The organism is Vibrio sp. NC2 (assembly GCF_025195005.1).
Classification (GTDB): domain Bacteria; phylum Pseudomonadota; class Gammaproteobacteria; order Enterobacterales; family Vibrionaceae; genus Vibrio; species Vibrio splendidus.
Genome location: NZ_JANVFC010000022.1, coordinates 25,006 through 46,204, shown reverse-complemented (window position 1 = coordinate 46,204; position 21,199 = coordinate 25,006). Strand labels below are relative to the sequence as shown.

Here is a 21,199-nt window from a genome sequence, read left to right as displayed (position 1 = left end):
GGTATTTCATGTTATGCAATATTGTTTGTATATTTTAGTTGCCCGAAAAACGGATGTTTTATAAACATCTGTTATTAAACAACAAAACATAGTCGTCATGAGTAAGTTGTTAGGAAGGAATTTGCGTTCAAGCGTTAAACTTTTCGGACTAACGGCGATTATTCTCACGTGAGGAAATATGGACGTTCATTGTAAAATACTAGAAAGCAAAGATAGCCTTAAGTATCGCGCACTACGACTTGAGAGTTTGAGATTACATCCAGAATGCTTTGGCTCTGGTTACGAAGCCCAGTCAAAAATGCCAAAGTTATATTTTGAAGGACTAATTGAAGGTGCTTCTCAGGAAAGTGTCATGATCGGTGCATTTATCGGGGAAGAACTTGTCGGCTTATGTGGACTGACACCTATTGATGATTCTTCTTTAGAAGTCATTCAAATGTTTGTGACTTCAAGCTCTAGAGGACGTGCTATCAGCATCAAAATGCTAAATCTCGCTAAGCTTTTATTGGAGTCACGCAATGAAGCAGAATTAAGACTCACCGTTTTTACTAATAATACTCACGCGATAAGCACGTACAACAAATCAGGTTTTGAGTGCTTACAAACTTTAGGAAATGAGTCGGTAATGACTTTTAACCCTTGAACTCGAAAGCTTCACAAAAATGATTCAACACATATGGCGTTCTGAGCTTGACCGTGAGTTTATGAATTGGATGAGAAGTGAGGCTGGGTTGACTATGCGTGTTGTTTTTCAAGAATACACCAAAGTTGGAGTCTGTGATGACATTAGAAGATTTCCAGTCACAGCTGCTTAAATCATGTTGATACTCTAGGAGGTCTTTTGTTCGACTTGTTGAAGAAAGTAGCACTAATTAATCTAACAGCAGCATTGGCAGTTTTAGCGCTATCTCAGTTTTTTCCTTTCTTTGCCACGACAAGACTTGTCGACTTTCTATTTTTTGTGGTCATTGTCATTTGGGTTCTAGCGAAGTTAATGTGGGAAGGTGGTGTTCATAGTAAGACGACACGTCTTGATGACCCTATAACAGATAAAGTCTACAAAATGGTCGAAGGCCATGATTTTGATAAAGACCAACAAGAACACTACCGAATGAACTACCACACAGGGCTAGTGTTGTTCATCGCTGGTTTACCCGCTTTTATTGCTTGCTTTGTTCTTCAACTTCTTTGAGTTCCAGTAGAACAAATGAGTTGCAATGATACTTAATATTTGGAAATTTTCGCTTAAAGTGTGTTTCGTGCATCAATGACGTTTAAAGTTTCGCCAGTAAGATATTAGCTGAGAAGGTAATGATGGAAGAGTATTTGGAACTAGATATGCTCACGTTGGAGTCAATTTCTAAAGAAGCCGGGTTTCCGATCGAAAGAGATGTTTATTTGGCGTCACGTGCTGAATCAATTGAGCAGGGGTTGTTGTTTGAGTATCGTCGACAAGACAAATTAATTGGTTATGTAACGCTACGTGATTTAGGAGATGGTCAGTGGTTTGTGCCTATGTTTGTGGTGCATCCAAACTATCGAAGTAAGGCGGCATTCCTTTTTTTGTTTCGTTCCATTGCCGATCAACTTAAAAACAACCACTCAACTGTTTTAGTGAGCAATGTCCTACGCCTCAATGAGTTATCGGTGCAGTTTCACAAGCATCTGGGGTTTGAGGTCACTCGTGAAAATCATTTAGGCTACGAATTTACGTTAGATTTAACACCTGAAGTAAAAGATAAGTGGTCTAACTTCTTAGGTATTCAACGCTGAAACTTTTAAATTTGGGTGGCGTCTAGTGGATGGATTCTCCGAATACCACGAACGAGCACAATCCCCCTTGTTAATCAAGATGAGCAAATGTATCTAATGGTAGGTAATATTAGTCTGCTGGTATTCGATTTTCGAATATATTATTAATGTGTTTATATAATATCAGCCCTCTAAAATAATTAGTTAACCAGCCTAAGAGTTTATGCACGTATATAAGATAGTTAGCTCAATAATTAGTCTAGTAAGAGGATTTGAGGACTTTTAATGTGAACAACCTATCAAATCTTTTCTAAACTTAGAAAGTTATCCATCTCTTTATCTGAGTGAGTATTCATGATTGTTGAATATATCAAAAGATAAAGAGAATTTATTACTCGTTTCGCCCTATTATTGCGGATAATTAGTCGTGTTGTGACTAATTATTCTGTAACTCCCTGATTTATGGTTAAGTGATAGCCTGACGGGTATCACGTTTACCCTAAAATAATTCACTTAACATGGCGCTACTTTAATCATTCTTTCCAATACGATTGTTCAATATAAATACGTATTCCTATATTATTAAAAGGATAATTCCGATGAGTAGCGATATCATTAAAATTTCAAGAAATACTGAAAACGCACCAATTAATTCTGTATCTACACAAACGGTCGCTTTTTCTCATTATAATAACTTTTCTGCTCAATTACCTGTTGACCCTAAAACAGGTCAAATAGTATCTGGTGATATTAAAGACCAAGCAACGCAATGCTTAAATAATATTAAAGCGATTGTTGAAAGCATCGACCATGTTATGGATGATGTCGTGAAGATTAATGTTTTCGTTAAGAATATTTCTGATATCGATGCTATTGATGAAGTTTACAAAAGCTTCTTTAACAACAGCCTGCCTACACGTACCGTTGTCGGTGTAGCTGCACTGCCAAACAGCGATGCGCTAGTGCAAATGGATGCTCTTATTTCAAACGGCGAAGGCACTACACCACAAGCACCTTGCGCACTAGTTAAGGTATCAAGAAATACGGATAATGCGCCTCAAAGTGCTGTGTCCACGCAGACTGCGGCCTTTTCTCACTACAACAATCTTTCAGCTCAGTTACCGATAGATGTAACCACAGGTGAGTTGGTTGATGGTGGTATCGAAGCGCAAACGGCCCAATGTCTATCAAACATTAAAGCTATTTTAGAAAGCATCGGACATGTCATGAATGATGTGGTTAAAACGACTATCTACGTAAAAAATATCGCAGATGCGGAAGTGGTAAATGAAGTATGTGCTAAATTCTTCCCAAGCTACGTTCCTGCTCGTACCGTTGTTAACGCAGCTGAATTACCAATGGGTGCTTTAATTCAAATTGATACATCCGTTTCACATGGCGACGGTACACCGCCGCAATTACCAGAAGACACTCGCTTACTGGTTATTGAAACCAATAATACTGTTGCAGCACCATTCATGCCTTATTCGCATACTGTTGCTTTCTCTCACTACAATCATATTTCAGGACAATTGCCTTTAGACCCGAAAACAAATGAAATTGTTGCTGGTGGTGTAAAAGAGCAAGCGGAACAATGTTTAAACAATATTAAGGCGATAATTGAAAGTGTTGACCATAGCATGGACGATACGGTGAAAATTAATATTCAACTTAAGGATATTTCAGACATTGATGCGGTAAACGAAATCTACACCGCATTCTTTAATGCTGAGCTGCCTGCAAGAACGGTAGTAGGGGTTTCAGAAATTCCAATGAATGCTTTAGTGCAAATTGATGCTGTAGTTTCTAACTGTGAAGGTACACCTCCACAATACGTCGTTGCTTAAATTAATTGCACCCTTCTCGATAATAGCGATCAGATCTCGGCTTTAGCTCTTAAACATTGAGTCGAAACATAAGCCGGCGGTCTGATCTGCTAACTCACCACAGATACTGCCAATCCCAAGCCTCGCTACACAACTTATTCGAAGCAATATAACCAAGCTTCGACCCGACATATGGTGATTATTAAGTCGAAGTGTTTTAATATGAAAAACAGACGCTTAACGTAAGAAAACCAGTTTATGCAATTTCGAATTATTTTACTGCTGTGCCTATCCCTTATGGGTTGTTCGTCTAATCAAAAGCTAATGCCTGATCCGACAACCATCACGCTATTTTATGGTGATACATCCATCTCTGCAGGTGTTTTAGAGGATAAAACATTTAGTTCGGTGCTAACCAATAGAAAGGAGAGTGTTACTTTCTCGGGCTCAATATCAAAGCAAAACTCAGGCTATTTTGTCGATATGTTAGTGATTCGAGAAGATAAAACGCGTCAATCGACCAGACAGCTCAACACTTCGCTTCATATGGATCCGGGAGAGTTAGTGGATGTTGGCGGTGTGAATAACGATGTGTTCAGGGTAATCCTCGAGTAACAAAACTAAAGTGTTCAATTAATCTGAATTTTTGCTTTACCTCAACCTAACTTCAAGTCTTAAGCTTCTCTTACTCATTGAAAAGGAGCTTATTATGCAAAATAACTACGTAAAAGAACTCGCTGTTAAAACTTATCAAGAAGATCTTCAGAAAGATTACGTAAAATCTAAAGCTCGCCCATTTCATGCCCCAAGTTTTATCAGTGGAGTGTTATTGTCAGTTTTGCTGGTTGGGTTGTTTTAGCAAACAGACTCGTGGAATGTTTGATCCACCGCCAACTCTCTCTACTCCAACTTGCTTGTGCTTAAATGGCTACGGCACAATCGTTTATGTTGAATTGTTACGCTAATGTCGAGAGGAAGTATGGCAAGTCCAAGAGTGTTAAAGGTACAGATTACTGACATTACCTGTGGCAAGAATGTCACTATCATCGAGCCATCTAATGTGTATGGTTGTGAGCTTCAAGATGATGTGTTCGTTGGCCCTTTTGTCGAGATTCAAAAGAACTCCGTGATAGGCGAGAGGAGTAAGATTCAATCTCACACCTTTATTTGCGAGTATGTGACTATCGGAAGTGACTGCTTTGTTGGGCACGGGGTGATGTTTGCCAATGACTTGTTCAAAGATGGCAAACCAGATCCAAACCCAGACAGTTGGGGACGGACCGTTATCGCAAATAACGTTACCATCGGTTCTAATGCGACAATGTTGTCTGTCAGTGTTTGTGAAGGAGTGGTAATCGGTGCGGGCAGTGTGGTGACAAAAGACATCACCGAGAAAGGTATCTATGCTGGCAACCCTGCTAAGAAGTTAAGAGACTTACCTTAGATTCATAAGACAAGCTGAGCTGTATGAATCATAAGGTGCGGCTTTTTAGATAAGCGACAGAGTATTGATTATGGATGTATTTTTACACTTACTTCACCCAAGCGATGCCAGTGCTTTATTGGAGTTTGAAGTTGAAAATAGAGAGTGGTTTGAGCAATTTGTCCCAGCTCGGGAAGACCGTTTCTATTCTAATACGGGTGTTGTCGAGCAAGTGACAAGCTTTCTAACAGAGTATGACAATGGCGAGATGATTCCTATGTTGATCAAAGACGCTAATGGCACTATTTGTGGGCGAATCAATGTTCGTGATATTGACCAGAACGCTGGAAGTGGAGAACTAGGTTATCGAGTAGGTCACGCATTTGGTTCTAAGGGTATTGCGTCTAACGCGGTGAGGAAGTTATTTATCTACTTGGCCGAGCACTCATCCCTTAAATATGTTGATGCCTATGCGTTAGTGGGTAATGTCGGCTCAAATAAAATATTATCCAATACAGGATTTGATTTAGTTGAACGCGTTGAAAGTTACGCCGTGTTCAAAGGGAAGGCTCAAGATGCTCATTATTATCGCAAAGCGTTATCTGTGTAACTGAATACTTTCAATGTTAACTCCTCTTATAGTAAGGAAAGATTATGTTTATTGTTTCTCTTGAATACCAAGTGCCTTTGGAAGAAGTAGATCGCTTCATTCCAGAACATGTTGAGTTTTTAAACAAGCAGTATGAACTCGGGCACTTTCAGTTGTCGGGTCGTAAGAACCCTCGAACTGGTGGTGTTATTTTATCCACGCTTAGTAACAGGGAACAGTTAGACATGATTTTGACCGAGGATCCCTTTCTACGAGAGAATATCGCTAAGTATGAAGTCATCGAGATATTGCCGACCAAGGCGTCTCAAGAGTTCGAGTTTTTGTTATAGGTTACATTTACTCTACGAAGTTAATTAGTATCTTAACTTGTTATTTTAATTAAACTTTATTATCTAGATTATCGCCTTATACATTAGAAGCTGGCAGCGTCCTTCTAGCCAGCTTCGAGCCTTTTTATTTTCAGGTTTAAGGTTACTTCTAGTTTCGGCCACTTATAGATTTACGGTTACTTCTGAGGTTTGTTATGTTCGATTACGCTAATGGCGATCGCTAAAAATAGGATGTCTTTCACTAGGAAGAAGTTAGTGACTAAGATGCCATCCGATACTTTCCAAGCATTTGGCGTTGTAATTAGGAAGCTGAGTGTCACAACAAAGATGGCCGCTGCAGCAATGCCTGAATAGAAAGCAATTGTTGGTTTCTTAAATCCAACGATCAGTCCAATCGCGACAATGATCTCCGCGCCACCCACCATGTTAGACACGGCTTGTACTGAGAACAGATTGTAAAGCCAGTTCATTGCTGGGTGGTTTGCGATTAGGGGTTCTATAAGCATCGCTTCAGTTGGTGTAAATTTGTAAATACCAATCCAAGCTAACACTAATGCTACGCCAATCACGCCTAGGTTGTATCCGACATTACTCTGTTTTAAATCATAGGTTTGAACATGCATAAAAGTACTCCATTTAATAAAATCCCTGAATATGACCGCAGGAGCTCAGATTAAATTTCGCATTGAGAACAATAATTAATATATTTATCTAGAGACTTATTGTCTCGATATGAACTTAAATACTGGTGATGTTGAGAACCGAAGCAATGTGTAGGCGATAGTGCTGTTCAAAAGGTACAGCGAGCCTTCCAATTTTTGTTTTCAATATTCACGATTTGGATTAGATTACGTTGACGTAAATCCCTAATTATAAGAAGAGAATCGCTCGTGAAAATCCATAGAATTAACCCGACCAAACGTTGGTCAGATGTAACTGTATTTAATGGCATCGCAAGTTTTGTTGAGGTACCAGAGACGGATACATCTGCAGGAATTAAGAGTCAGGTTCAGCAAATTTTTGATCAAGCTGAAGAAATGATGACTTTGGTAGATAGTGACAAATCTCGCGTATTGTCGGTGACGATTTATCTAACAGATTTCGCAAACTTTGATGCACTGAATGAAGTGTGGGAAGCGTGGTTCCCTGAAGGCTGTGCGCCAAGCCGTGCATGTGTGAAAGCAGAACTTGTTAACCCTGATCTATTGGTTGAGATGTCGTTTATGGTTGCTGCGGGTGAAAAATTCCAGTAATTGAAGATACTGGTACCAACAACCTTATAGAACGTTATAAATACAACAAAGCCACTCAGGTAAATCACTTGAGTGGCTTTTTAATTTTATACGCTACCCGAAACTAAATCGGGTCAGGCATTAAGCGAGACCTTGATCTCTGGCCATCTGCTTCGCGATTTTCGGTGCGTGCCATAGACACGGCAACAAGATGAACGATACAGGAACCGCAGTGATTACAATGAATGACTGTAGAGCGGAGATGCCGCCAGAACCCATTGAGATAAGAGCAATGGCTACTGCACCCATGATGATACCCCAGAAGGTACGTACGGCTGCGTTTGGCTCTGTAGTGCCTGTCATTACCACACTGATGGTGTAAGTCATCGAGTCACCTGTTGTCACGATGAACGTGGTCGTCAGGATAAGGAACAGAATCGCAATCAAAGTAGGGAACGGCAGTTGAGCGGTAATTGCCAGTAGCACAGCAGGAAGGTTAAAGCCTTCGAACGCGCTAGAAATTACGCCTGGGTTCTCTAATTCAAACGCTAGACCACTACCACCAACGATGCTGAACCAAAAACATGTTACTAGCGGTGCAACGATGCTGATAGAAACGATCATTTGGCGAATCGTACGGCCACGTGAGATACGAGCAATAAAGATCGCCATCATCGGACCATAGCCTAAGAACCAACCCCAGAAGAATACCGTCCAGCCACCTAGCCACGCTGTATCTTGGCGGTACAGTGCCATTGGGATGAAGTTATCCACCATTTCGCCCATACCTTGTAGGTAGCCATCAATGATGAAGCTCGTTGGGCCGACTAACAGAATGTAGCCGATTAGGCACACTGATAAGATGATGTTGTAACGGCTAACCAGTTGGATACCTTTATTCACGCCACTCAATGCAGACAGTGTGTACATTGCGATAGCGAAAACGATAACCACACTTTGAGTTGCAAAGCTGTCGGAAATACCAAACAGTTCGCTCAACGCGTAGCTGATTTGCAGTCCAAGGAAACCGATAGGGCCAATAGTACCTGCGGCTACAGCGACGATGCTGCACGCGTCGACTACGTTACCAATCCAGCTGTTGATTGCTTTATCGCCAAGTACTGGGTAAAGCAGCGTGCGTGGCTTAAGAGGAAGACCTTTGTCGTAATGCAGGTGCATTAATACGATGGAAGACAAACCACCTAAGATTGCCCATGCAAGGAAGCCCCAGTGCATGAAAGATTGTGATAGGGCGTTGAACGCCATCGCTTGAGGATCAGCGTTGCCATAAAGTGGCGGAGCTGAAACAAAGTGAGCAATAGGCTCTGCGGCTGCCCAGAACACACCACCGCCGGCTAGCAGCGTACAGAGGACGATAGACATCCATTTAAAGGTGGTCATTTCAGGGAGAGCAAGCGTTCCTAAACGAACGTGGCCTGTGCGTCCTAGTGCAAGCACTAAGCCGATAATGAAATTGAGTAGTAGTAGGACTTGCCAGAAAGCACCGAACCACTTAGTTGAGTAACTAAAGCCGATGTTTACAAGTTCGGACAACACAGAGGTGTTGGTGAAAGCAAGGACGACAAAGAGGGTTAAAAAACTCCCACTAAGCCAAAATACTGGGTTTCCGAGTTCCAGTTTTTCACCCAAAGATTGAGCTTTATTGAAATCGATAGAAGTAGCTTCTGCGTTGATGTTTTCGTTGGCGACTTGCGTCAAGTTGGACATTATTTCTTCGCTATATTTGGCTCTTTCAAGCCTATGTATTTCTCCCACACTTGCATAGAAGTGTGAGGTTCGTCAAAAAAGCCGCAGATACTAACACATTTGTTATCAAAAGGTGGGCGAATTCCAAAAAGAAAGCCAAATCGACTGTAAATCTCTACTTTTTGGTTAGTTTTGATACGAATTTTTTCCAAACGCTGAGTCACATTTCTGATTTTTGAGACATTATTTTTTAGCTTTCCGAAATAAATTAATATTAGTTGTTGGTGCAAAATAAGTGTCGACTCATTGCATGCTATAAACAAATTAATGCGAGTCATTTTATAAATAGAGAATATTTTAGGTGTTAAATTTGCGTTGTTACCTACAGTTGTTTTGCGAAGAGATTTAAGTGGTAAGTAAAGTCCCATTTAAATTAAACATCTTGAAACAACAACTTAAGGGATAGCTAACATGCACCTAAACCAAGGAAGAGTGGCCAAGAAGGTTTTTACACTCAGTACTCTCACCGCGTCATGCTTAATGGCGTTCAATAGCTATGCGGCTGTGGATTGCTCAACGTTAGAAACGTGGGACTCTGCCACTGTATATACCGGTGGTGATCAGGTTTCACATGACGGCAGCGCGTACTCAGCAAACTACTGGAATCAAAATAACAACCCAAGCCAATTTGAAGGCGATTACGCACAATGGAAGAAAGTCGATGTGTGTAGTGGTAATGGCGGTGGTGGTACACCAAACGAAGCACCAACGGCTTCATTAACAACGCCTACAGCATCAGATGTGATTGTTGAAGGCGACAATGTCGTATTAAACGCAACAGCACTGGACGCTGATGGTAGTGTTGCTTCCGTAGAATTCTTTGTTGATGGTTCTTCGGTCGCGGTTGTGACAGCGGCACCATTTGAAGCAACGTGGGCTGCAACGTCGGGTAACCATCAGGTTTCTGTTGTCGCGACAGATAACGAAGGTGCGGCAAGCCTTGCTAGTGAAGTTTCAGTGGTTGTTGATTCAGCTCTGCCAGGAAATGAAGCACCGACAGTTTCGGTTGCGCTTTCAGCAGCTTCGGTCGATGTTGGTGGTGTAGTAACGCTTACCGCAACAGCAGCAGACAGCGATGGCACTGTTGATAAAGTAGATTTCTATGTGGCAGGCGCTCTTATTGGCACTGCTGCAACTACCCCTTACACGCTTGATTACACAACTACTCAAGCGGGTTCTTTAGCGGTTTACGCGAAAGCTACCGACAACCAAGGCGCAACGACAGATTCAGCGCTGGCTTCTTTGACGGTGAATGGCGCGCCAACAGTAAGCACATGCCGTCCTGATGGCTTGTATCAAACTCAAGGTGTCGATGTACCTTACTGTACTATTTACGATGATGAAGGCCGTGAGAAAATGGGCGCGGATCACCCACGTCGTGTCATTGGTTACTTCACCAGCTGGCGTGCAGGGGACGACCCGCAAGCCGCATACTTAGTCAATGATATTCCTTGGGAACAACTTACACACATTAACTACGCTTTCGTGAGCATTGGCTCAGATGGCAAAGTAAACGTGGGTGATGTGAACGATCCGAATAACGCAGCGGTTGGTAAAGAGTGGCCGGGTGTTGAAGTTGATCCTACCTTAGGCTTCAAAGGTCACTTCGGTGCATTAGCGACCGCTAAGAAAAAACACGATGTTAAGACTTTAATCTCAATCGGTGGCTGGGCGGAAACGGGTGGTCACTTCGCCACTGACGGTAGCCGAGTAGCTGATGGTGGTTTCTACACCATGACGACCAACGCCGACGGTTCTATTAACCATCAAGGTATCGAAACATTCGCCACTTCAGCGGTTGAAATGCTTCGTAAGTACCAGTTCGATGGTCTAGATATCGATTACGAATACCCAACTTCTATGGCGGGTGCCGGTAATCCGTACGACAAAGACTTCATGGAGCCGCGTCGTCAATACCTGTGGGCTTCGTACCAAGTCTTGATGAAAGTGCTACGTGAGAAGCTTGATGCGGCGTCTGCGCAAGATGGTAATCATTACATGTTAACGATCGCGGCGCCTTCTTCTGGTTACCTGTTGCGCGGTATGGAAACGTTCGATGTGACTAAGTACCTCGATTACGTAAACATCATGTCTTACGACCTTCACGGTGCGTGGAACGATCACGTAGGTCATAACGCAGCCTTGTTTGATACGGGTAAAGATTCAGAGTTAGCACAGTGGAACGTTTACGGCACTGCGGCTTACGGTGGTATCGGTTATCTGAACACGGATTGGGCTTACCATTACTTCCGTGGTTCTATGCCAGCAGGTCGTATTAATATCGGTGTGCCTTACTACACTCGTGGTTGGCAAGGTGTAACCGGAGGCGAAAATGGTCTTTGGGGCCGAGCTGCTCTTCCAAACCAAGCTGAATGTTCAGCAGGTACCGGTGAAGGTGAAAAGAATAACTGTGGCCATGGTGCAATTGGTATCGACAACATGTGGCACGATACCGATCCAAAAGGCAACGAAATGGGCGCGGGCTCTAACCCAATGTGGCACGCGAAGAACCTAGAGAAAGGCATTTGGGGTTCTTATGCAGAGGCTTACAAGCTTGATCCTGTGAATGATCCATCTGATGTTCTAACAGGCACTTACACGCGTAACTACGACAGCGTGGCGGTTGCTCCTTGGTTGTGGAACGCAGAGAAGGGCGTATTCCTTTCAACGGAAGATAAAGATTCTATCAACGTGAAAGCAGACTACGTTATCGACAAAGAGATCGGCGGTATCATGTTCTGGGAACTAGCAGGGGATTACAACTGTTATGTACTCGATGCAAGTGGCAACCGAACGTCTATCGATACGACAGAACAAGCGTGTAACAGCGGTAACGGTGAGTTCCACATGGGTAACACCATGACGAAAGCTATTTACGACAAGTTTAAGTCTGCGACCCCATACGGAAACAAGGTAGCAACGGGCGCTATCCCGACAGAAGCTCTAGATATTACGGTATCGGTTGGTGGCTTCAAAGTCGGTGACCAAAACTACCCAATTAACCCTAAGATCACGTTTACAAACAACACAGGTCAAGCACTTCCGGGCGGTACCGAGTTCCAGTTCGATATCCCAGTGTCAGCACCTGATAACGCAAAAGATCAATCGGGTGGTGGTTTAACTGTGATTGCTTCGGGTCATACTCGTGCGGATAACATTGGTGGATTAGATGGCACCATGCACCGAGTGGCGTTTACTTTGCCTACATGGGAAGAGCTTCCAGCTGGTGGTGTGTATGAGCTAGATATGGTGTATTACCTGCCAATCTCGGGCCCTGCTAACTATTCAGTGAGCGTGAACGGAGTCGATTATGCCTTTAGCTTTGAGCAACCAGACCTACCATTAGGTGATATCAGTTCAGGTGGCGGTAACGCTGGCGATGGTGGCACCAACCCAGGTACATGTGATACATCCGGTTTAGCGGTTTACCCAGACTTACCTCAGAAAGATTGGGCGGGTAACCCAAGCCATGCAAACACTGGCGACCAAGTGGTTCATAACGGTAGTATTTACCAAGCGAACTGGTGGACAAGTTCTGAGCCGGGTAGTGATGGTAGCTGGACTCAGGTTTGTTCTTAATTTAATGCTAACTAATCCATTTATAGACAATAGATCGCAGTAATAGCCAGTAAATACGAATGCTTTTACGTCTATTTATCAGGGTTTTAGTGTAATTTAAGTCATCAACTTCAACGTAAAATTAAAACGCCGAACTGAATCCAGTTCGGTGTTTTTGCTTTAAGTCACAGATTGCGTATAGAAACCCTTAAAAATATCGACACTCGTTCAGTAAAAAATAAAACCATGATATAAAACAGTCTGTATATAAGAGAAGTCACAGCGTTACCTAAAATTATAAATCTATGGGGTAATCTTGAAAGTCAGACGTAAATACATTCTTAGTTTTTCCATTGCGCTCGCCATTGTGTCGATGATTCTTTCGGCCTTTCAATTTAACCGAACTGAAAGGTCACTGTTGGAATCCAACCAGCTATTTTTTCGAACGATTGTGAATGCGAGTTACGATATTGTCGACACAACAGTTAATGAGGCGATAAAGACATATCTCAAAGGAATTACCGATACCGTTGCGTCCCATGTATGGCATGCCACACCGGAACAGGAAATTGAACAGGTAAGCCAGATCGCCAATGAATTGCACATTGGACAATCAGGTTATATCTATTTGATGTCACCGCAAGGCGTTCACCTCTACCATCCTTTCTTGCAAGGAAAGAAGCGCGGGCATCTTACTCATATCCAAAAACAGCTCAGTATCGACTCTGGTATGATCGAATACTTTCACGCTAATCCACATGAGATAAGTCGGCGTGCAAAAGTTGCCTATTCGATGAGGCTACCGAGTGGCAATACTTTGGTCGCGACGACCTATAAAGAAGAATTGATGTATTTGGTCGATCTTGAAGGCTTAAAAGATAAGCTGAGAAAGTACGCGTTCGGTGATAGCGGATATGTGTACATTATTGATCTTCAGGGTAATTTAGTGCTTCATCCTGATTATGAACACAAGTCATTGAAAGCCTTGATAGGCTACTCGTCCGAACTGCTCATTGATCGAATCGCAACCCAGCCAGAAGGTCACTTTAGCTATTCAATTTCCAGTGACAATGGTACGACCAACAAAAACGTCTTCTATAAGTTTTACCCCTATCTGAATTGGGTCATTTCCGCCGGTATTTTAGAGCAGGAGCTCAATAGAAATCATAGTTTGCTGTTCATTAGTTTAATGGCTTTGGTCGTGAGCCTATTGAGCATTATCATCGTGTTGGTGCTTTACCTGCGGCATCGTCATCTCAAAATCTTGGATGTTGCGAGCCTTGATTACCTCACTGGTCTTCCTAGCCGGCGGAGTTTTATCGAGCAGTTAAAGCTGAAAATTGCTCAAAGGTCGCCTTATCCGCTAACAAATGTCGGTGTCGTTTTGCTTGATATTGACCATTTCAAACGGGTGAACGATCAATATGGTCATGCTCAAGGCGATAGGGTTATTTGTGAGGTCGCAAAATCACTGAAGAGATTTGTTAATCGTCGTCGCTTGATTGCACGCTATGGCGGTGAAGAGTTTATTTTGGTGACGTTTGATTGTGATGAGCGTGAGTTATTCGAATTGTCCGAGGAACTCAGACGAAGTGTAGAGCAACTGCAAGGTTTGGTGTCACCTGTCACAATCAGTGCTGGCTGTTGTCACGATCGAGCGCTCACCGATATTGAAACAGCGATCGATAAAGCTGACAAAGCGCTTTATCAAGCAAAAGAGAGGGGACGTAACAACACTCAGACGTATCAAAAGAACGAATATCGCGTTGCTTATATGTGATCAGTTGAAAGAATCGATATCTTCAAGGTTGGAAGATTGGAAATCATGCTCTTGAGAACGACAGACACAAAAAAGCCCAAATAGATCGCTCTATTTGGGCTTTTTCAGAATTATTTGAAATGCGAATCGCTAATTTAAGCTTTCGCTGCTTTCATCGCTTCCGTTTTTTTTTCCTTTTGCATTTTTGCAAGGAAGTAGATGTTTACACAAGCGATGAAACCGTTGGTCGCGACCACTGGCCATGCGTCAATCATAACGCCGTATGCTGTAAAGAGAGTACAGCCAATAAAGTTAAGGACACGCAGACGAACGATATCTTTCATTGTTAATGAAATTGCGACCATAATAGATGCCGCGTAACCTAAAATTTCAACCATATTGAATTCCATTGTTTGACCCTCTTAAATTTGCCGATACTTTGTCGGTACCAATTCTTCTCTTCATGAGATGATTGAGGAAGCTCCGTGCCTCGAATGGTCTGGTTATGTTTAACGAGGTAGACTATACCAACTCTGTTTTTGTGATTAAACCCCCAAAACGGGCAGAAGTGAAGGTTAGCGATTACGCAAACGTTTAATGACCTTTCTATTAACATAATTACTATTTATGTTGGGAGGTTAATTGATATTTATTCTTATATAGGTAAGGAAGCCGCGAATGATAAAACGATCCATTTGTGCAACAAAAAGCATAAAAAAAGCAGCGTTATTGGCTTTGATAGCGATTGGACTGACAGCATGTACCACACAAGAAATGCCGCCAACGCACAATTATGGTGTGGTCACCAGTGGTGATTTTGAGTTCATGAAACACGGAGTAACGACGTACTCTTGGCACCCTGAATCAGAACAGGTTTACCTTTCTCAAAAATACGATGAGACCGTAGTAACCGATCTAGTGCGTGATGCGATTGAAGATCAACTCGCTACGAAAGGTTATCAACTGAATCAAAATGGTGCAGTTGGTGATGTTGTTGTCGGTTTTGGATTGGCCGAAGAATCAGAGTTAAATGATGACTCGATTTTCGATGCGATTAAGCTTTCAACAGGGGTGCCATTTTATGATGGTGACGGAAAGGTCGCCGAGAAAGGATCGCTGTACATTGCTTTTTTCGTACCTAACTCTCAGGTCGTACAATGGCAAGCATTAGCACAGTCTGGCATTCAACCTGATTTAGAGCCAAGCGAGAGCAAACAGCGTATTACTGGCTTTGTTGAAATGTTATTTAGACGCATGCCTGAGCGATAGAATTAGGCGTTGGATGCATTCGTTGAGTCAATATTAGTTGTTGAAAATATGGTCAGATCGCAGATTATACTTTTTTATTTGTAACGAATGGTACAAATACGTAAAGCAACGTAAAGTTCGCGCTTCTTTTGCTAGCATTTGTCTATACTGCTCAAAACGTTAACTTAGGTTTGATTCAATGAAACTGTTTTCCAAATACTCTCTCCCTCTATTAAGTATATTCATTGTAAGTAACGCAGCGATGGTAAGTAACGCAGCTATCGCAGCACCTTCTATAGTACCAAGCCCACCTAGCCTAGGCGCAAAAGGGTATGTGTTAATTGATTTTAATTCTGGTGATGTGCTGGTAGAAAAAAACGCACACACTAAGTTAAACCCAGCGAGTTTGACCAAACTGATGACTAGCTATGTGGCTGGGCAAGAGATGCAGCGAGGCAACATCTCGGCTGACGATCAGGTACGAATCAGCGAGAACGCGTGGGCGAAGAACTTCCCTGACTCTTCAAAAATGTTCATCGAAGTGAACACCGATGTAGCAATGATGGACCTTTACCGCGGCTTGATTATTCAATCAGGTAACGATGCGAGTGTTGCGATTGCGGAACACGTTGCGGGCTCACAAGATGCATTTGTGGATCTTATGAACTCTTGGGCTACGTCTCTGAAACTAGAAAACACCCATTTTGCGAACGCGCATGGTTTAGACGCTGACGATCTTTATTCGACTCCTTATGATATCGCGCTGCTCGGTCGTGCCATTATTCGTGATTTACCGGATGTTTATGGCTTATACAGCGAACGTTCGTTCAGTTACAACGGTATCACACAGCATAACCGTAATGGCTTACTGCGTGATAGAAGCTTGACGGTTGATGGCATGAAAACGGGCTATACCTCAGGCGCTGGCTACAGTTTAGCGAGTTCGGCGACACAAGGTGAGATGAGACTTATCGCGGTTGTTATGGGCGCATCAAGCGTTAAGAGCCGTGAGTCAGACAGTAAACAGCTATTAAGCTATGGCTTCCGCTTCTTCGATACTCTAAACCCACATCAAGGTGGAGATGAAGTCGCTGAAGAGAAGGTATGGTTTGGAGCCAAAGATACATTGAAGCTGGGTGTTGCAGAAGACACGTTTATCACACTGCCTAAGTCAGACAGTAAAAAGCTAACGGCATCGATTGAGCTTGATTCTGAGTTGAAGGCACCGATTGCAGAAGGTCAAACACTAGGTGTGGTTCATTACACAGTCGATGGTGAAGATGTGCAAACTCAGCCATTGATTGCGCTAGAGGCTGTTGAACAAGGTGGAATATTCAAACGTCTGATGGATTACATTAAGTTGTTTTTCGCGAGCCTATTCTAAATAGAATCTTTACCGAGCTAAAAAATAAATTAATGGGTGTTGTGAGTGAATCATAGCGCCCATTGTTATTTCTACATCCATGAAAACACCCGTCATCTACTTTCTTTATTAGCCGTAGCGGACGGTTTCGATTACTATACGCAAAATTTAGCAGTGTAGTCACTTATGACCATAGAGATAAAGAACGTAACCGAACCTGAAGTAACTTGTGCCAATTGTCAGGCATGCTGTTGTCGTTTAGAGGTTATGATCATCACAGATACCGGCGTTCCTGAAGAGCATATTGCTTATGACGAGTGGGGCGGCGAAACCATGCTGAGATTAGATGACGGTTGGTGCTCTGCGGTAGATAGAGAAACACTGATGTGTACTATTTACGAAAACCGACCTTGGATCTGCCGTGAGTTCGAAATGGGCTCTTACGAGTGTGTGGAACAACGCACTGATGTTATGGGTTAGGCGTCTGCAACATTGAAGCTAATAACGAAAGTACGCTACCGGCCTGTGATAAGCACATAAAAAATTAAACTTCAGGGTTCTATATCTCAAGCAGATTTAGAACCCTGATTTGTTTAACGAGATAAAAACTCAACGAAACAATAACTTAAGTGAAATAAGAGCTTTAACGAGACAAAGTTTTAATGGGACATAAATTTTAGCGCGGTAATAGTTTCATCGCGGTAATCGTTTTATCGCGCTAATAGTTTTAGCACGATAAGAACAGCTTAAAACTCAGAAGGCACTTCAAATTCCATCCATTCACCGGTTGTTGGGTGAATCAACTTTAGGTAACCCGCATGTAGGTGCAAGCGCTCACGTTTGTATCCGTATAAGTCGTCACCACGAATCGGTACACCAAGCCCTAATGGATGAGCACAATGCACACGCAGTTGATGGGTACGGCCTGTTTTCGGATACAGATGAACCTTGGTTTTACCATTGCTGGTACCAATCGCTTCCCAATAGGTGTCTGCGTTTCGGCCGTGTTCATGGCAAACCAGTTGTCTTGGTCTGTCTGTGATGTCACCGCGCAAAGGCAGGCTGATATCGCCAGATTTACCGTCGATCTCACCATCTAACAGAGCTGTGTATCGTTTCTCGACGGTTCTATCAATGAATTGCTTCTGAATGTGCTTGTTTGACTCCGCCGTGAGCGCCAAGATCAACAAGCCTGACGTCGACATGTCTAATCTATGGATGATTAAAGGCCCTGTCGCATTCGGGTAACGCGCTTTAATGCGTGTATAAACCGAGTCTTCGATAAACTTACCAGGAACCGACAAGAACTCCTCAGGTTTATTCACCACCACGATCTCGTCGTCTTCATAGACAATATCAAAAGACTTACCTAAAGCAGGGTTCACGATAAGCGGGTTATCTTCTAGCTCGATGCCGTTTAGCTGGTGGTCGAGGATCTCAAAGCTTTTACTCTGACAAACCGGGTAGAGGTTTCCGTGTTGGCGAATGACAGCTGTTGGAGGTAATCCCCACCAAAACTCAGACAAAGCTAATGGCTTAAACCCGTGTTCAAAAGCAAAGTTAAGCAGCTTGGGCAGGCAACAGTCGCCAGAGCCTTCAAGAGCGTCTTTGCCATCTAACAATTCAAGTAGGCTCTTTGATTCGAGAGCTTGATTGATAAAGCGATAGTGAGAGAGACGTTGAGTTTCCAACTGTTCTGAAATGGCTTGATGGTCTTGCTTACGGTTTTTCAGTTCGCTTTCGATCAAATCAACTTGTGATTGGCGTTCTGCGATCTTTTGTTTCCATTCGATACGAAGCGCTTTTAGGTCGCGTTTCTCTTGGCTACTTTGATTGCCCAGTTGTTTGAGCAAATTCGCCGCTGACTCTAGATTCCCCAACGCTTTCTCTTGATTGGCTTGCTCTCTGAGTTCGCTACGTTGAGCTTTTTTCACGGTCATCGCCAACTGAAAGGCTTCGATAGCTTGTGCTGATTCGACTGTCAACTCTTCAAGCTCAGCCACTAATATGTCTAGGTTGTGCGATTGTTGTAGCTTCTTAATGTCATCCGCTAGTTGTGATTGGCGAGCGAGGTTTGCACTATTGTGAGATTGAAACTGTTCTGAATCGAAGGCTGGTGGAACAAAGTTAATGTTGTTTAACTGAGAGGTCAAAGACGGATCTAACTGCAAACCTGAAAATGCAGAAAGGTAGCCTAGCTCTTGAGTTATTGGATCCTGAACAAGAAGCACGGCATAGAGGTTGCCTTGCGATGTTTCATTCACACTACAGTCGATGAGTGACTGTTGAAGCTGCAGCATAGCTAATTCACACGTAGGGTGCGGGGTATAGTAATACGGAAACGTAAACCGAGTGGGTAGCGATAAATCTTGGTTCCCTGATTGGTTTAAAGCGTGCAGTGGTGTGTATTGAGCAAGGTTTGCTGACATGAAGATCAAACTCTATGGCTGTTCAGTTAGAGTTCGGTATTGTTGTCGAAATGAAGGCAAATGAGAAGCCAAAGCGAAAGATAAATCGGCTTTGGCTTCATTTAGTTGCTTGTGCTTATCCTAAGTGCGTCCGAGCTTGATTGAAACTCGATCAGTTCGAGTGTTCTAGCTCTACTTGCTCTGCTTTTTGGTAAGCAGGGTGGTCAGCCAAAAGCTTACCGTATTTAGCAATGTTAGGGTAAAGCGCAGTTGCACCAAAGTTACCAACGATTTCTACGATGAACGACATCATAAAGTCTGCACCTGTTAGTGTGTCTGCAACCAAGTAGGTTTTACCTTCAAGTGCATTATTCACGTAAGTTAAGATCTTTTGGTTTTCATCGTCAGCGTAGCCGCCAAGGAAATTAGTCTCGCAACCGTCTTTCATCACAAAGATTTTAAGCAGCATCGGCAAAATACCTGAACTCTCGGCAAAATGTAGCCACTGTGAATATTCTACGTAGTCAGCTGTGCCGCGTGCTGGTGCGAACTTACCCTGACCGTATTTGTCGATTAGGTATTCCGTGATAGCGCCAGATTCAGTGATCACGATGCCATCGTCTTCAATGACAGGAGATTTACCCAATGGGTGAACGGACTTAAGCTCTGGTGGCGCAAGAAAAGTGACACTGTCTCGTTGGTATGGCTTGATCTGGTAATCTACCCCAAGCTCTTCCAACAGCCAGATGATGCGCTTTGAGCGTGATTTATTCAGGTGATGCAAAGTAATCATGATTCTACCTAGTTAACTAACGGGTTCAGTTTTTGAATTTATTTAGCTTCGTTTGTTTTGATAACAAGCTTACCGAAGTTTTGGCCTTCTAATAGACCCATGAATGCTTGTGGCGCCTCGTCTAGACCTTCAATTAGGTGCTCACGATACTGCATCTTGCCTTGAGACAACCATTCTGTCATTTGAACAGCAAACTCGTTATAACGGTGCGCGTAGTCATCAAAGATAATGAAGCCTTGCATCTTAATACGCTTGACCAGCAGCGTACCCATCAGGCTAGACATGCGATCCGGGCCTTCAGGCAGTGATGTCGCATTGTATTGAGAGATAAGGCCACATACAGGAATACGAGCACCGGTGTTAAGCAATGGCATTACGGCATCGAAAACCTTGCCGCCAACGTTTTCAAAATAAACGTCGATGCCGTTGTCACATGCTTTAGCCAGTTGCTCCGCGAAGTCGTCAGCTTTGTGGTCGATACATTCGTCAAAGCCAAGCACGTCTTTCGCGTACTGACACTTCTCTTGACCACCAGCAACGCCGATAACACGACAGCCTTTTAGTTTGCCGATTTGTCCAACGGTTGCGCCTACTGCACCTGTTGCCGCCGCAACGACTAGCGTGTCGCCTTGTTTAGGTTGGCCGATATCAAGCAAACCCATGTAAGCTGTAAAGCCAGGCATACCCATGATGCCCAGTGCGTAAGAAGGGTGTGTTGGCTCTTTACCTAGTTTGATTAAGCCTTCACCGTTAGACACACCAAGATCTTGCCAACCTGTGTAAGCCAGTACCCATTCGCCAACTTCGTAATCAGCGTGGTTTGATTCTTCAACCTGACATACGGTTGCACCAACCATCACTTCATCAATCGCAACTGGGTCTGCGTAAGATTTAGCATCGCTCATACGACCACGCATGTATGGGTCTAGAGAAAGATAAACTGAGCGAAGTAACATCTCGCCGTCTTTAATTGTTGGTGCGGCTACTGACTCTAAACGGAAGTTATCTTGAGTCGGTGCGCCAATTGGGCGAGAAGCCAATACGATGCGGCGATTGTCTTGTTGAGTCATTGGATATCCTTAATTTTATATTATGTTCATTATGAATTAGACCAGTCGTCTAGTCTTGTTA

Annotated in this window: 22 protein-coding genes; 15 read left to right on the top strand and 7 right to left on the bottom strand. The window is 43.1% G+C overall.

The features are described 5' to 3' along the window. Positions 1-178: 178 nt before the first annotated feature. The 9 genes from NX845_RS20160 (at position 179) to NX845_RS20120 (ending at position 5,940) form a co-directional block, all read left to right on the top strand. The gene (locus NX845_RS20160) at positions 179-643 is read left to right on the top strand and encodes a GNAT family N-acetyltransferase (RefSeq protein WP_065682790.1); all 465 of its coding nucleotides are present in this window, start codon (positions 179-181) and stop codon (positions 641-643) included. A gap of 198 nt (positions 644-841) precedes the next feature. Next, positions 842-1,192, top strand: a complete 351-nt coding sequence (locus NX845_RS20155) for a hypothetical protein (protein ID WP_017081510.1) — start codon at positions 842-844, stop codon at positions 1,190-1,192. Positions 1,193-1,311: 119 nt separating this feature from the next. Next, positions 1,312-1,773 (top strand): GNAT family N-acetyltransferase, encoded by a 462-nt coding sequence (locus NX845_RS20150; RefSeq protein ID WP_241902545.1) that lies wholly within the window; start codon positions 1,312-1,314, stop codon positions 1,771-1,773. Positions 1,774-2,351: 578 nt separating this feature from the next. Further along, entirely contained in the window at positions 2,352-3,599 is a 1,248-nt protein-coding gene (locus NX845_RS20145) for a RidA family protein (RefSeq protein ID WP_065682788.1), read from the top strand. Between the two features lie 237 nt (positions 3,600-3,836). Continuing rightward, positions 3,837-4,193: a hypothetical protein gene (locus tag NX845_RS20140; RefSeq protein WP_065682787.1), complete on the top strand. Its 357-nt coding sequence runs from the start codon at positions 3,837-3,839 to the stop codon at positions 4,191-4,193. Positions 4,194-4,287: 94 nt separating this feature from the next. Continuing rightward, a complete protein-coding gene (locus NX845_RS20135) occupies positions 4,288-4,437 on the top strand; it encodes a hypothetical protein (RefSeq protein ID WP_175400158.1) in 150 nt (49 codons plus the stop codon). A gap of 120 nt (positions 4,438-4,557) precedes the next feature. Continuing rightward, positions 4,558-5,022 (top strand): acyltransferase, encoded by a 465-nt coding sequence (locus tag NX845_RS20130; RefSeq protein ID WP_017081516.1) that lies wholly within the window; start codon positions 4,558-4,560, stop codon positions 5,020-5,022. 70 nt (positions 5,023-5,092) lie between these two features. Then, positions 5,093-5,611 (top strand): GNAT family N-acetyltransferase, encoded by a 519-nt coding sequence (locus NX845_RS20125; protein WP_065682786.1) that lies wholly within the window; start codon positions 5,093-5,095, stop codon positions 5,609-5,611. A gap of 44 nt (positions 5,612-5,655) precedes the next feature. Continuing rightward, the gene (locus NX845_RS20120; protein WP_065682785.1) at positions 5,656-5,940 is read left to right on the top strand and encodes a YciI family protein; all 285 of its coding nucleotides are present in this window, start codon (positions 5,656-5,658) and stop codon (positions 5,938-5,940) included. A 176-nt stretch (positions 5,941-6,116) separates the two neighbouring features. Here the strand turns inward: NX845_RS20120 and NX845_RS20115 are convergent, their stop codons facing one another. Continuing rightward, entirely contained in the window at positions 6,117-6,563 is a 447-nt protein-coding gene (locus NX845_RS20115; protein WP_065682784.1) for a DUF417 family protein, read from the bottom strand. Between the two features lie 267 nt (positions 6,564-6,830). On the opposite strand from NX845_RS20115, the gene NX845_RS20110 reads away from it, so the two are divergent. After that, positions 6,831-7,193 (top strand): RidA family protein, encoded by a 363-nt coding sequence (locus tag NX845_RS20110; protein ID WP_065682783.1) that lies wholly within the window; start codon positions 6,831-6,833, stop codon positions 7,191-7,193. A gap of 120 nt (positions 7,194-7,313) precedes the next feature. Here NX845_RS20110 and NX845_RS20105 read toward each other — a convergent pair whose 3' ends face one another. Both NX845_RS20105 and NX845_RS20100 read right to left on the bottom strand, forming a co-directional pair. Then, entirely contained in the window at positions 7,314-8,900 is a 1,587-nt protein-coding gene (locus NX845_RS20105; protein ID WP_004731433.1) for a BCCT family transporter, read from the bottom strand. Next, on the bottom strand, positions 8,900-9,307 hold the full coding sequence (locus tag NX845_RS20100) for a hypothetical protein (RefSeq protein WP_065682782.1): 408 nt from the start codon (positions 9,305-9,307) through the stop codon (positions 8,900-8,902). The genes NX845_RS20105 and NX845_RS20100 overlap by 1 nt, the downstream gene beginning before the upstream one ends. Positions 9,308-9,350: 43 nt before the next feature. On the opposite strand from NX845_RS20100, the gene NX845_RS20095 reads away from it, so the two are divergent. Both NX845_RS20095 and NX845_RS20090 read left to right on the top strand, forming a co-directional pair. Continuing rightward, positions 9,351-12,518, top strand: coding sequence for a chitinase C-terminal domain-containing protein (locus tag NX845_RS20095; protein ID WP_065682781.1), 3,168 nt, complete (start codon positions 9,351-9,353; stop codon positions 12,516-12,518). A gap of 295 nt (positions 12,519-12,813) precedes the next feature. After that, entirely contained in the window at positions 12,814-14,277 is a 1,464-nt protein-coding gene (locus NX845_RS20090) for a sensor domain-containing diguanylate cyclase (protein ID WP_065682780.1), read from the top strand. A 134-nt stretch (positions 14,278-14,411) separates the two neighbouring features. On the opposite strand, the gene NX845_RS20085 is transcribed toward NX845_RS20090, so the two are convergent. Then, positions 14,412-14,666, bottom strand: a complete 255-nt coding sequence (locus NX845_RS20085; RefSeq protein WP_010430226.1) for a YgjV family protein — start codon at positions 14,664-14,666, stop codon at positions 14,412-14,414. Between the two features lie 268 nt (positions 14,667-14,934). On the opposite strand from NX845_RS20085, the gene NX845_RS20080 reads away from it, so the two are divergent. The 3 genes from NX845_RS20080 to NX845_RS20070 all read left to right on the top strand — a co-directional run bounded on the left by NX845_RS20080 (position 14,935) and on the right by NX845_RS20070 (position 17,347). Further along, the gene (locus tag NX845_RS20080) at positions 14,935-15,525 is read left to right on the top strand and encodes a DUF4136 domain-containing protein (protein WP_017093719.1); all 591 of its coding nucleotides are present in this window, start codon (positions 14,935-14,937) and stop codon (positions 15,523-15,525) included. A gap of 178 nt (positions 15,526-15,703) precedes the next feature. Continuing rightward, positions 15,704-16,888: a D-alanyl-D-alanine carboxypeptidase family protein gene (locus NX845_RS20075; protein WP_102444199.1), complete on the top strand. Its 1,185-nt coding sequence runs from the start codon at positions 15,704-15,706 to the stop codon at positions 16,886-16,888. A 165-nt stretch (positions 16,889-17,053) separates the two neighbouring features. Then, a complete protein-coding gene (locus NX845_RS20070; RefSeq protein ID WP_017076090.1) occupies positions 17,054-17,347 on the top strand; it encodes a YkgJ family cysteine cluster protein in 294 nt (97 codons plus the stop codon). A gap of 266 nt (positions 17,348-17,613) precedes the next feature. Here NX845_RS20070 and NX845_RS20065 read toward each other — a convergent pair whose 3' ends face one another. From NX845_RS20065 to NX845_RS20055, 3 genes are all read right to left on the bottom strand, one after another. Beyond that, positions 17,614-19,296 carry an RluA family pseudouridine synthase gene (locus tag NX845_RS20065; protein ID WP_108092111.1) on the bottom strand — a complete coding sequence of 561 codons (1,683 nt, stop codon included), beginning with the start codon at positions 19,294-19,296 and terminating at the stop codon, positions 17,614-17,616. A gap of 151 nt (positions 19,297-19,447) precedes the next feature. Beyond that, positions 19,448-20,068 carry a glutathione S-transferase family protein gene (locus NX845_RS20060; RefSeq protein ID WP_065605157.1) on the bottom strand — a complete coding sequence of 207 codons (621 nt, stop codon included), beginning with the start codon at positions 20,066-20,068 and terminating at the stop codon, positions 19,448-19,450. A 38-nt stretch (positions 20,069-20,106) separates the two neighbouring features. Further along, positions 20,107-21,138, bottom strand: a complete 1,032-nt coding sequence (locus NX845_RS20055; protein ID WP_065682777.1) for an NADP-dependent oxidoreductase — start codon at positions 21,136-21,138, stop codon at positions 20,107-20,109. Positions 21,139-21,199 lie beyond the last annotated feature (61 nt).

Coding starts and splice junctions, on each gene's coding strand:
- NX845_RS20160 (WP_065682790.1), top strand. CDS start 179: ATGGACGTTCATTGTAAAATACTAGAAAGCAAAGATAGCCTTAAGTAT.
- NX845_RS20150 (WP_241902545.1), top strand. CDS start 1,312: ATGATGGAAGAGTATTTGGAACTAGATATGCTCACGTTGGAGTCAATT.
- NX845_RS20145 (WP_065682788.1), top strand. CDS start 2,352: ATGAGTAGCGATATCATTAAAATTTCAAGAAATACTGAAAACGCACCA.
- NX845_RS20140 (WP_065682787.1), top strand. CDS start 3,837: ATGCAATTTCGAATTATTTTACTGCTGTGCCTATCCCTTATGGGTTGT.
- NX845_RS20135 (WP_175400158.1), top strand. CDS start 4,288: ATGCAAAATAACTACGTAAAAGAACTCGCTGTTAAAACTTATCAAGAA.
- NX845_RS20130 (WP_017081516.1), top strand. CDS start 4,558: ATGGCAAGTCCAAGAGTGTTAAAGGTACAGATTACTGACATTACCTGT.
- NX845_RS20125 (WP_065682786.1), top strand. CDS start 5,093: ATGGATGTATTTTTACACTTACTTCACCCAAGCGATGCCAGTGCTTTA.
- NX845_RS20120 (WP_065682785.1), top strand. CDS start 5,656: ATGTTTATTGTTTCTCTTGAATACCAAGTGCCTTTGGAAGAAGTAGAT.
- NX845_RS20115 (WP_065682784.1), bottom strand. CDS start 6,563: ATGCATGTTCAAACCTATGATTTAAAACAGAGTAATGTCGGATACAAC.
- NX845_RS20105 (WP_004731433.1), bottom strand. CDS start 8,900: ATGTCCAACTTGACGCAAGTCGCCAACGAAAACATCAACGCAGAAGCT.
- NX845_RS20100 (WP_065682782.1), bottom strand. CDS start 9,307: ATGGGACTTTACTTACCACTTAAATCTCTTCGCAAAACAACTGTAGGT.
- NX845_RS20095 (WP_065682781.1), top strand. CDS start 9,351: ATGCACCTAAACCAAGGAAGAGTGGCCAAGAAGGTTTTTACACTCAGT.
- NX845_RS20085 (WP_010430226.1), bottom strand. CDS start 14,666: ATGGAATTCAATATGGTTGAAATTTTAGGTTACGCGGCATCTATTATG.
- NX845_RS20080 (WP_017093719.1), top strand. CDS start 14,935: ATGATAAAACGATCCATTTGTGCAACAAAAAGCATAAAAAAAGCAGCG.
- NX845_RS20075 (WP_102444199.1), top strand. CDS start 15,704: ATGAAACTGTTTTCCAAATACTCTCTCCCTCTATTAAGTATATTCATT.
- NX845_RS20070 (WP_017076090.1), top strand. CDS start 17,054: ATGACCATAGAGATAAAGAACGTAACCGAACCTGAAGTAACTTGTGCC.
- NX845_RS20065 (WP_108092111.1), bottom strand. CDS start 19,296: ATGTCAGCAAACCTTGCTCAATACACACCACTGCACGCTTTAAACCAA.
- NX845_RS20060 (WP_065605157.1), bottom strand. CDS start 20,068: ATGATTACTTTGCATCACCTGAATAAATCACGCTCAAAGCGCATCATC.
- NX845_RS20055 (WP_065682777.1), bottom strand. CDS start 21,138: ATGACTCAACAAGACAATCGCCGCATCGTATTGGCTTCTCGCCCAATT.